2 protein-coding genes and 1 pseudogene are annotated in these 2,125 nt (G+C 71.2%); 2 read left to right on the top strand and 1 reads right to left on the bottom strand.

Features of this window, described 5'->3' with window-relative positions; all coding sequences use genetic code 11:
- Positions 1 to 349 (bottom strand): annotated as a pseudogene (locus ACFR9S_RS12895) (threonine synthase); the annotation flags it as partial.
- Positions 350 to 448: 99 nt separating this feature from the next.
- Between ACFR9S_RS12895 and ACFR9S_RS12890 the strand changes: the two are divergent.
- Together ACFR9S_RS12890 and ACFR9S_RS12885 are read left to right on the top strand one after the other, a co-directional pair.
- Positions 449 to 1,627 carry a thiolase C-terminal domain-containing protein gene (locus ACFR9S_RS12890; protein WP_379818828.1) on the top strand — a complete coding sequence of 393 codons (1,179 nt, stop codon included), beginning with the start codon at positions 449 to 451 and terminating at the stop codon, positions 1,625 to 1,627.
- Complete coding sequence (locus ACFR9S_RS12885; RefSeq protein ID WP_379733081.1) at positions 1,624 to 1,998, top strand: Zn-ribbon domain-containing OB-fold protein; 375 nt, start codon at positions 1,624 to 1,626, stop codon at positions 1,996 to 1,998. Before ACFR9S_RS12890 ends, ACFR9S_RS12885 begins: the two co-directional genes overlap by 4 nt.
- The last annotated feature ends 127 nt before the right edge of the window (positions 1,999 to 2,125 follow it).

Below are 2,125 nucleotides of genomic sequence, written 5' to 3'. Positions count from 1 at the left end.
CGCGGTCCAGCACCGACCCCGTGGGGTTGCGCGCCTCGTCTTTGATCTCGACGCCCGCGAGGCCGAGTTCGTCGGCGACTCTGGGGGCGTCGACGCTCGGGGTGCCGCCCTCCGCGGCCGAGAGCGCGGATTCGGCCGGGAACGGGAGCACGGCGTCGCGATCCCACGCCCGCAGACCGGTGCGGACCGCCTCGGTTTCCACGCGGTCGAGGTCGTACTCCGGCACGCGCGGCGCGCCACACTCCGGACACGGGCCGGCGCCGGCGATCGATTCTGGGTCTGCGTCGTCGACCTCGAGGCTGGCGTCGCAGTCGGTGCAGGCGAGTCCGACGAACGCGTCGCTGAACATGGCCGGGGGAACGAACGGCGTCGGGAAGGAACTGCCGGAACGTCGCCGCCGCTCGGCGACTCCGGCAGGCCTTTAGCCGAACCGCTCCAACGCCGAGGCATGACTGGTGTGCGCGTGGCTGGCGTGGGACTCACCCACTTCGGCTCCCACCCCGAACGGACCGGCCGCGACCTGTTCGCCGAGGCCGCGCTGAACGCGCGGGCCGACGCCGGCGTCCCGTTGGACGACGTGGAAAAGCTCAACGTCGGCAACTTCGCCGGCTCGCTCTCGGAGGGGCAGGGCCACATGGCGCCGCTGCTGGCCGAGGCCGCCGGGCTCGACTGCCCGGCGACGCGCTACGAGGAGGCGTGTGCCTCCGCGGGCGTCGCCGTCCGCGAGGCGGTCCGGACCGTCCGCTCCGGCGAGGCGGACGTGGTACTCGCCGGCGGCGTCGAGCGCATGACCAACCAAGACACCGCGGAGGCGACGGAGGCGCTGGCCATCGCCGCCGACGAACTGTTCGAGGTCCGCGCCGGCGTCACGTTCCCCGCGGCGTACGCGCTGATGGCGACTGCCTACGGCGAGGCGTTCGGCGTCGACGAGGACGAACTCAAGACCGACCTCGCGAACGTCGCCTCGAAGAACCACGACAACGCGATCCCCAACGAGTACGCCCAGTACCAGCGCGAGCTCTCGGAGCAGGAGGCGCTGGACGCCCCGCCGGTCGCCGAACCGCTGGGGCTGTTCGACTGCTGTCCGATCACCGACGGCGCCTCCGCAATTTTGCTCGTGAGCGAGGAGTACGCCGCCGAACACGACGTGTCGGCCGACGTGGCCGTCGTCGGCACCGGACAGGGGACCGACCGCATGGCGCTGCAGGACCGCGACCACCTCGCCCGCACGCCCGCGGCGGACGACGCGGCCGCGATGGCCTACGGCGAGGCGGGGATCGACGCCGACGACGTGGACTTCGCGGAGGTCCACGACTGCTTCGCGATCGCCGAGGTGCTCGCGATCGAGTCGCTGGGGCTGTACGAACCCGGCGAGGGCCTCGGCGCCGCCCGCCGTGGCGAGACTCGTGCCGACGGCGAGACCCCCGTGAACCTCTCCGGCGGGCTGAAGGCCAAGGGCCATCCCGTCGGCGCGACCGGCGGCTCACAGATCGCGGAGATGACCAGACTGCTCCGGGGTGACCACCCCAACAGCGACGCGGTCGAGGATGCCGAGGTCGGCGTCACCCACAACGCGGGTGGGACGGTCGCGTCCGCGGTCGTGCACGTGCTGGAGGTGGCAGAATGAGCGACGCGGGGTTCGACGAGTGGCTGCACGCGTTCGTCGCCGACGACGGCTACTACCTCGAGTGCGAGAACGGCCACGGGCTACTCCCGCCCCGGCGGGTCTGCCCGGACTGTGGCTCGACCGAGTTCAGCGAGGAAGCGCTGCCGGAGACGGGGACGGTCGAGACGATCACGACCGTCCACGTCCCGGCGCCGGCGTTCGAGGCCGACGCGCCGTACGACACCGCGGTCGTCGACTTCGGTCCCGCGCGGGTGACGGGGATCGTCGTCGACGCCGAACCGGGGAACGTCGGCGTCGGCGACGAGGTAGCGGTCGACGTGGGTGCGAGCGAGACGACGGGCGCGGACGTGCTGGTGCTGCGCCCGGTCTGATCGGTATTTGGGGATAGTGTGACGTTTTGTTTGCGTGATAGATCGGTCGTAAGGGCGACGTTGGCTCGATCGTTGGTGTTTGGGACAGTAACTGCAGTTCGATCGTTGGCAACTGAGACAGCACTCT

The organism is Halolamina salina (assembly GCF_042678005.1).
Classification (GTDB): Archaea; Halobacteriota; Halobacteria; order Halobacteriales; family Haloferacaceae; genus Halolamina; species Halolamina salina.
Note: the sequence above shows the minus strand (reverse complement) of the source record. Positions and strands in the feature narration are given on the sequence as shown.

Coding starts and splice junctions, on each gene's coding strand:
- ACFR9S_RS12890 (WP_379818828.1), top strand. CDS start 449: ATGACTGGTGTGCGCGTGGCTGGCGTGGGACTCACCCACTTCGGCTCC.
- ACFR9S_RS12885 (WP_379733081.1), top strand. CDS start 1,624: ATGAGCGACGCGGGGTTCGACGAGTGGCTGCACGCGTTCGTCGCCGAC.